Annotated in this window: 8 protein-coding genes; 4 read left to right on the forward strand and 4 right to left on the reverse strand. The window is 74.1% G+C overall.

All coding sequences use genetic code 11. From position 1 onward, the window contains the following. The first annotated feature begins 129 nt into the window (after window positions 1-129). Both J1M38_RS04820 and J1M38_RS04825 read left to right on the forward strand, forming a co-directional pair. Entirely contained in the window at window positions 130-1,182 is a 1,053-nt protein-coding gene (locus tag J1M38_RS04820; RefSeq protein ID WP_206481548.1) for a ferredoxin reductase, read from the forward strand. 91 nt (window positions 1,183-1,273) lie between these two features. Continuing rightward, complete coding sequence (locus J1M38_RS04825) at window positions 1,274-2,353, forward strand: ABC transporter ATP-binding protein (RefSeq protein ID WP_041104133.1); 1,080 nt, start codon at window positions 1,274-1,276, stop codon at window positions 2,351-2,353. 43 nt (window positions 2,354-2,396) lie between these two features. Here J1M38_RS04825 and J1M38_RS04830 read toward each other — a convergent pair whose 3' ends face one another. Together J1M38_RS04830 and J1M38_RS04835 are read right to left on the reverse strand one after the other, a co-directional pair. After that, complete coding sequence (locus tag J1M38_RS04830; RefSeq protein WP_044659343.1) at window positions 2,397-2,876, reverse strand: SRPBCC family protein; 480 nt, start codon at window positions 2,874-2,876, stop codon at window positions 2,397-2,399. A gap of 73 nt (window positions 2,877-2,949) precedes the next feature. Then, window positions 2,950-3,117, reverse strand: coding sequence for a hypothetical protein (locus tag J1M38_RS04835; RefSeq protein ID WP_160311879.1), 168 nt, complete (start codon window positions 3,115-3,117; stop codon window positions 2,950-2,952). Window positions 3,118-3,153: 36 nt separating this feature from the next. On the opposite strand from J1M38_RS04835, the gene J1M38_RS04840 reads away from it, so the two are divergent. Next, a complete protein-coding gene (locus J1M38_RS04840; protein ID WP_206501187.1) occupies window positions 3,154-3,981 on the forward strand; it encodes a spermidine synthase in 828 nt (275 codons plus the stop codon). Window positions 3,982-3,996: 15 nt separating this feature from the next. On the opposite strand, the gene J1M38_RS04845 is transcribed toward J1M38_RS04840, so the two are convergent. Beyond that, entirely contained in the window at window positions 3,997-4,506 is a 510-nt protein-coding gene (locus J1M38_RS04845; protein ID WP_206481380.1) for a MarR family winged helix-turn-helix transcriptional regulator, read from the reverse strand. A 24-nt stretch (window positions 4,507-4,530) separates the two neighbouring features. Between J1M38_RS04845 and J1M38_RS04850 the strand changes: the two genes are divergently transcribed. Beyond that, window positions 4,531-5,766 (forward strand): MFS transporter, encoded by a 1,236-nt coding sequence (locus J1M38_RS04850; RefSeq protein ID WP_206481381.1) that lies wholly within the window; start codon window positions 4,531-4,533, stop codon window positions 5,764-5,766. 39 nt (window positions 5,767-5,805) lie between these two features. Here J1M38_RS04850 and J1M38_RS04855 read toward each other — a convergent pair. Further along, a partial coding sequence (locus tag J1M38_RS04855; protein ID WP_241246482.1) for a DMT family transporter occupies window positions 5,806-6,779 on the reverse strand: 974 nt, incomplete at its 5' end.

The following is a 6,779-nucleotide window of genomic DNA, read 5'->3' on the forward strand; positions in this document are numbered from 1 at the left end:
TATAAGAGACAGGTCGGGGGCGGGGGTGGTCTGCGTCACACTCAATCTTGTCTCCTCGCGATGAAGTGATGGCCCAGATCGTACGCTGAAGACGAAGAACTGCGGCATGCCGAGCCATAGACTGGAGCCATGGTCGGCCCGTCTCTGTTCTCCCGTCTGGCGTCGACGCTCCTGCACCCGCTCGCCCCGCAGGACGTCCTCAGCCTGCTCGACCCCGTGCACTCCTCGCGGCAGCTGCGCGGCGTGGTCACCTCCGTGACGCGCGAGACGCCCGGCACCGCCACCATCGCCTTCCGCCCGGGCCCGGGCTGGCGGGCCCACGACGCCGGCCAGTGGGCACGCATCGGCGTCGACGTGGACGGGGTGCGGCAGTGGCGCTCCTACTCACTCTCCGCCCCCGCGGGCGCGGACCCGGAGATCACGGTGTCCGACATCGGCCTCGTCTCCGGCACGCTCGTGCGCCACACGAAGCCCGGCGACGTCCTCTTCCTCGACATCCCCGAGGGCGACTTCACCCTGCCGGACGAGCCGCGCCCACTGCTCATGCTCACCGCCGGCTCGGGCCTGACCCCGGTGATGTCCATGATCCGCACGCTCGTGCCGACGCGCCGGGATGCCGACGTCGTGCTCATCCACTCCTCCCGCACCCCCGAGGACGCCCTGTTCCGCGAGGAGCTGGCCGAGCTGGCCGACCAGTTCCCGGGCCTGCGCGTGGTGCACCACCACACCGCGGAGACGGGCCGCCTCGACCTCTCCTCCCCCGCACAGCTCGAGGGCCTCTGCCCCGACTGGCGCGACCGGGCCGCCTACGCGTGCGGCCCCGCCGAGTTCCTCGACGACGCCGAGGACCTCTGGCGGCGCGAGGCCGGCGAGGACCTGCGCATCGAGCGCTTCCGTGCGGACTTCGCGGCGGGCGTGGCCGGCGCGGGCGGCCGCGTGGTGTTCGAGCACGCCGACGCCGAGGCCGACGCTCCCGGTGACGTGCCGCTGCTGATCGTGGCCGAGGAGGCCGGCGTCGCCGCCCCGTCCGGCTGCCGCATGGGCATCTGCCACGCCTGCCTGACCCCCCTGCGCTCCGGCCAGGTCACCGACCTGCGCTCCGGCGAAGTCCACGGCGAGCCCGGCGAGCTGATCCAGACCTGCGTGAGCGCCGCCGCCGGCCCGCTGAGCCTCGACCTCTGAACCTGACACCCGGCCGAGACCCGGGCCTCCCCGACCATCCCCCGCCTCCCGTCCCCAGGGGCACGTACCTGCCCGTGAAAGGAACCCCACCATGGCCTCCGTGACCTTCCGCTCCGCCAGCCGCCAGTACCCCGGCTCCCCCCGCCCCGCCGTCGACTCCCTCGACCTGGAGATCGCCGACGGCGAGTTCCTCGTGCTCGTGGGCCCCTCCGGCTGCGGCAAGTCCACCTCCCTGCGCATGCTCGCCGGCCTCGAGGAGCTCTCCCACGGCAGCATCCTGATCGGCGACCGGGACGTCACCGACGTGGACCCCAAGGACCGGGACATCGCGATGGTGTTCCAGAACTACGCCCTGTACCCGCACATGACCGTGGCGGACAACATGGGCTTCGCCCTGAAGATCGCCGGCGTCCCCGCGGACGAGCGGCGCCGCCGCGTCGAGGACGCCGCAAAGCTGCTGGACCTGACCGAGTACCTGGACCGCAAGCCGAAGGCCCTCTCCGGGGGCCAGCGTCAGCGCGTGGCCATGGGCCGGGCGATCGTGCGCGACCCGCAGGTGTTCCTCATGGACGAGCCGCTCTCCAACCTGGACGCAAAGCTGCGCGTGCAGACCCGCGCCCAGATCGCCAACCTGACCCGTCGCCTGGGCACCACCACCGTGTACGTGACCCATGACCAGACCGAGGCCATGACCATGGGCGACCGGGTGGCGGTCCTCAAGGAGGGCCGCCTCCAGCAGGTGGACACGCCGCGCAACCTCTACGAGCGCCCGATGAACGTGTTCGTCGCCGGGTTCATCGGCTCCCCCGCCATGAACATCTTCCGCATGCCCGCCACGCACGAGGGCGTGCACTGGGGCGAGACGGTCATCCCCGTGCCGCGGGAGGATCTGGCCGACGCCGGCACGACGGTGGACCTCGGCGTGCGCCCCGAGAACCTGGTGATCAGCGACGACGCCGCCGGCCTGCCCGTGGAGGTGGACACCGTGGAGGAGCTCGGCGCGGACGCGTACGTGTACGGTCACGCGACGATCGGCGGCGAGGAGCGGCTCATCACCCTGCGGACGGTGGGCTACACGGCGCCGGAGAAGGGGTCCGTGGTGCACGTGGTCCCGGACCCGGAGCGCGTGCACCTGTTCCACGCCGACACCGGCGAGCGACTCAACCGCTGACGGCGGCGCGGGGCGGCGTGACGGCGGCGGGCGTCGCCTGCCCTCAGTCCTGACGCTCGGCGAGGTCCGCGAGCCGGTCGATCGACGCGCGGAGCTGCTCTTCTCCGGTCCGCAGCGCCTTCTGGATGCGCTTCGGGTCGGTCAGGGCGGTCCAGTCGTAGGTGTGGGTGACGCGGCAGCCGCCCTCGTCGTCGCCCTCGACCTCCCACCGCCACAGCTGGCCGAACGGCTCCCCGCCGACCTCGGAGGGCTTCCAGGCGATGCGGCGGCCCTCCTCGAACTCGACCACGTGGTTCGCGCGGTCCACGCCCTTCTGCAGGGTCATCACGAACACGTCCCCGACGGCGGTCACCCGCTGCCCGGGGGCGGCCTCGGCCAGGTTGTCGTTGCCGTCCCACTCGGGCTGGCGGGAGGGGTCCGCGATCAGCTCGAAGACGACGCCGGCCGGGGCGTCGACGTGGTGGGTCGCGGACACGACGCGGTCCTCGGGGGCGGGCAGGGCGGTCTCGTCGATGTGCTCCATGGGGAGAGCGTAGACCCCGATGCGCACCCGCCGAGAGGGTCGGCGGGGCTCGCTCGGGGAGCGGCCCCCGATCTCAGATCAGGCCCAGCGCGGTGAGCTTGGCCGCGGTCTCCTCGTTGGTCGGCTCCACCTGGTGGTCGCCGTCGGGGAACACGACCACGGGGATGTCCTTCTGGCGCCGGGTGCGCAGGCAGTCGCGGCACCAGTCGGCGCCGTCGACGGTGAGGACGTTCTGACTCATCCGTCCAGCGTACTGAGGGGTGGGATGCTGGGGGGCATGCCCGCCCAGCCCGCCCAGCCCTCCCCCTCCGGCCGCACCGTCCACCTGTCCACGTCGGGCGTGGACGCCCGCATCGCCCCCGACGAGTTCGGCGGGTTCGTCCTGGAGATCGGCGGGGCTGTCCAGTCCCACGTGGACCTGGCCGACCCCGCTCGCATCCGCTACGAGTACCTGCGCCGCATGGCCCACGTGCTCGACGGCGTCGCTCCGGCGGGCGCGCCGGTGCGGGTCCTGCACCTCGGCGCGGGCGCGCTGACCCTGCCGCGCTACCTCCAGGCGACCCGACCCGGCTCGGAGCAGACGGTGGTCGACCTGGACCGGGAGCTCGTGTCCTTCGTGCTCGCCGAGCTGCCCCTGCCGGCGGGCACGGACCTCGTCTCCGTGGTCGCGGACGCGCGCCTGGCCGCCGTCGACCTCGCGATGGACGGGGAGCGGTTCGACGCCGTCGTGCTGGACATCGGCACCGGCGAGGAGGGCGCCGAGCACCTGCGCGGCGCCGTGTTCTACGGGGAGCTGCTCGAGCTGCTGACGGCGGGCGGGGTGCTGCTGGTGAACATCGGCGACGACGCCGGCCTGCGCTTCCTGGGCGCCGAGCTGGGCGCCCTCGAGAAGGCGGCCGCCGAGGCCGGGGTGCCCGGCCCGTGGACGCTCGCGGACCAGGGGATGCTGGAGCGCCTGGACTGGGGCAACGTCGTGCTGGCCGCGGGGGCGCCGCTGGGAGAGGCCGGCTGCACGGAGCGCCTCGCCGCGGCGGGGCCGCATCCGGCGGCCGTGCTGGACCCGGCGGAATCGGCCGCGCTGGCCGCCCGCATCCGTCGCGCCTGAGGGCGGGCGCGGCGCTCAGGGCCGGGGGTCCTCCGCACCGGGGCCCGTATGCGGCCGGGGCCACGGGTGGCCCCGGCGCTCCTCCGCCCCCTCGTTGAAACGCCGCAGGAGCCTGCTGAACTCGACGACGTCTTCGGCGGGCCAGGAGGCGACGATCTGCGCCACGTTGTCCGCGCGGGAGCTCAGCTCCGCGGCGAGGCGGGCGCGCCCCTCCTCCGTGGGGCGGTGCAGCCGGGCGGAGCCGCCGTCGGGGTCCGCCACCCGCTCGACGAGGCCGGCCTTCATGGCGGCGGCCACCTGCCGGTGGACGGTGGAGACGTCGAGGTCGAAGGCCTCGGCCAGCTCGGCGACGCTCATGGCCCCGCCCGCCTCCAGGCGGGCGAGCAGCACGGTGGCGCTGCGCTCCAGCGCGCTCGACCGGCCATAGGGGGCCACCCCCTGCGTGGCCACCCGCAGCAGGAGCATGTGCTCGTACATGATCCCGCGGACCGGGTCGACCCACGCCCCCTCAGATGATTGCATCATGCAAACGATGCTACCTTTTGCATCATGCAAATCGCCGAGCAGGAACGCATCGCCTCCCCCACCTTCGTCCTCGCCTGGGTGGTCTCCTTCCTCCAGTTCCTCGCGTTCTACGCCCTCGTCACCACCATGGCCGTGTACGCGGTCCGGCAGTTCGCCGCCTCGGACGCCGGGGCGGGGCTGGCCTCGAGCGCCTTCGTCATCGGCGCCACCCTCAGCCGCGTGGTCACCGGCCACGTGGTGGACCGCTTCGGCAAGCGCCGCGTCCTGGTGGTGGCCCTGGTCGCCGTCGCGCTGTCCTGCACGCTCTACCTCGTCGCCTCCTCGTTGCCGGCCCTGGTGGCGGTGCGCATGCTCCACGGCGCCAGCTACGCCTTCGCCAGCACCGCCGTCATGGCCCTGGCCCAGGCGGCCATCCCCGACGGGCGACGCGCGGAGGCCACCGGCCACCTCGCGCTGGGCACCACCCTGGCCACCGCGATCGGACCCGCCCTGGGGCTGTTCCTCGCCGGCTCCATCGGCTACGCGTGGCTGTTCCGGGCGACTCTGGGGATCACGGTGGTCAGCCTCGTGCTGGGCCTGCTGGTGCGCGAGGCGCCCGCCGCGGCGGGCGTCGACGGCGAGCGCGCCGCCGGCGAGGCCCCCCTGGAGCACCCCGCCCCCGCGGTGGGCTTCCGCCTGCGCTCCGTGCTGCACCCGGCGGTGCTGCCGATCAGCGGCTTCATGCTGCTGGTGGGCCTGAGCTATGCCGGGATCCTCACCTACCTGAACGCCTACTCGGTGGAGCGCGGGCTCACAGCCGGCGCCGGCCTCTTCTTCCTGGCCTACGCCGCGGCGATGCTCGTCATGCGCCTCACCCTGGGCACCCTGCAGGACCGCCGGGGGGACGACGCCGTCGTCTACCCGGCGCTCCTCTGCTTCACGGCCGCGCTCCTGGTGCTGGCCTTCGCCACGCGCGACGGGCACGTGGTGCTGGCCGGGGCGCTGAGCGGCCTCGGCTACGGCACGCTCATGCCCGCGGCCCAGGCGATCGCCGTGAACGCGGTGCCCTCCCACCAGCTCGGCGCCGGCATCTCCACCCTCATGCTGTTCGCGGACGTGGGGCTGGGCCTGGGCCCCGTGCTCCTCGGCGGGCTCGTGGCCTCGGCCGGCTACGGCGCCATGTACGCGGCCCTGGCCGGTGTGCTGGTGATCGCCGCCGGGTACTACTTCGTGATGCACGGACGCCGGCACGGGCGGCAGGGGACCGTGGCCCGCGCCTGAGTCCCGGGCGGTGACGGCGGCCTGCCGCCGCGGGCGGCGCTATCGGCGCCGCGCCGGCCAGGACGCGAGCGTGACGGCGGCGAGGGCGCCCAAGGTCCCCAGCACCGTCGTCATGGTGACCACGGATCCGTCGGTGGGGGCCACCAGGTCCACCACGAGAGAGCCCAGGAGGTTGCCCGAGACCAGGCCGAGAGTGGCGGCGAAGACACCCAGGCGCGGGACGACCATGGCGCCCACCCCGATGAACACGCACCCCAGCGGGCCGCCGAGGTAGAGCCGCCAGTCGTGCGGCAGCGCGGGCATGCCGTGGCCGGAGGCCAGGGTGATCCCGCCCCACACGATCCCGAGGAAGAGGACACCGGCGGTGAAGTTGACCAGGGTCGCCGGGATGGCGGTGCCGTAGGCCGTGGTCTGACGGGCGTTGAACACCTGCTGCCCGGCGGTGGCCAGGCCGGCCAACAGGGGCAACAGGGCCAGCAGCGCCCAGCCGGGCCCGCCACCGGCCTCGCCGAGCTTGGGCCACACCACGAGGGCGACCGCGGCCAGGGCGAGCGCCGCCCCCGTGAGGCGCCGCGGCGTCAGGCGCTGCACCCCGGCGGGGCTGAGCCCGAGCCGGTCCACGACCATCCCGCCGACCACCTGCCCGGTGACCACGGCGACCGTGAACACAGCCACGCCGAGGGGACCGATCGTCGCGGATTGGGTGAGCACCAGGAGCCCGCCGATCACGCCCGCCACCGCGTACCACGGGCGCACGGACCCCGCGGCCAGGGCCGGGCGGATGCGGGCCAGGCCCCGGCGGCCCCGCGGCGTCAGCACGCTCACGAGCACCATGACGACCAGGCCCGCCGCGAAGGAGCACAGCGCGGCGAGGACGGGGTCGCCCGTCAGGTGGGCGAGGCGGGAGTTGATGCGGCCCTGCAGCGGCATCACGGAGCCGGCGGCCACCGCGAGCGCGAACAGCAGGGCGGTCGCCCGCGGGGAAGGGGCGTCCGGGCGGGCGACCGCCCTGC

Origin of the sequence: Micrococcus sp. KRD070 (assembly GCF_017168435.1) — a bacterium.
Taxonomy (GTDB): Bacteria; Actinomycetota; Actinomycetes; order Actinomycetales; family Micrococcaceae; genus Micrococcus; species Micrococcus luteus.